This window comes from Roseburia inulinivorans DSM 16841 (assembly GCF_000174195.1).
GTDB lineage: Bacteria > Bacillota > Clostridia > Lachnospirales > Lachnospiraceae > Roseburia > Roseburia inulinivorans.
Genome location: NZ_ACFY01000108.1, coordinates 1 through 678, shown reverse-complemented (window position 1 = coordinate 678; position 678 = coordinate 1). Strand labels below are relative to the sequence as shown.

Here is a 678-nt window from a genome sequence, read left to right as displayed (position 1 = left end):
CCAAGGCTGTGTAGCATGCAATATTCAGGTTGTGGAAATCCGTCAATCCAGGTTACGAGCGGCAGAACCCAAAGATGAAACTCCGGGAGTTCCATAACGTAAATTGCAGATTCTGTGGTGCAATTCATAACGTTGATTGGGTATGTATAAGCGTCCTCTCACAAGTCTTTCGTAACGTAAATGAAAGAAAAACGCTATAAACAAATATTATTTTCTTCGTGAGCTATGGAGCTGGGATTCTAAAACTTAAAAACAAATCGAAAGAGTAAATGCAGCACTAACCCCGTGCATGAAAGCAACACCCCAATCTTTACAGGCTTTGTAGATGTTTTCTTTAATTGTATGCTTCCAAGAATAATTCCCACCAATGATGAAACAAATGGTAATAAAATCATTATAGCTGCAACCCAGATAAACTTCCAACCATTTTCCACCATCCCAAACAAGCCTCTATGCGCAAGAATAGGAATTACAGGTAATATCACATCTGCCTTCGATTCTACCCTCAATCCTGCCGGCATTCCTGCCCTCGATCCTGCCTTCGATGATGCCCTGTTCCCTTGATTCACGCAGGTCGTCCGCAAACAATTCTTTTAATGCTTCACACATATTCGATCCCTCCTTCAGTTTGATCTCACTTCCATCTTCCGGTCTTGTTCCAGCTTGCGGATGTTACAC

General features: G+C 42.0%; 1 protein-coding gene. It reads right to left on the bottom strand.

Going from position 1 to position 678, the window contains the following annotated elements:
- Window positions 1–450: 450 nt before the first annotated feature.
- Window positions 451–609, bottom strand: a complete 159-nt coding sequence (locus tag ROSEINA2194_RS21195; RefSeq protein WP_207643057.1) for a hypothetical protein — start codon at window positions 607–609, stop codon at window positions 451–453.
- Between the last annotated feature and the right edge of the window lie 69 nt (window positions 610–678).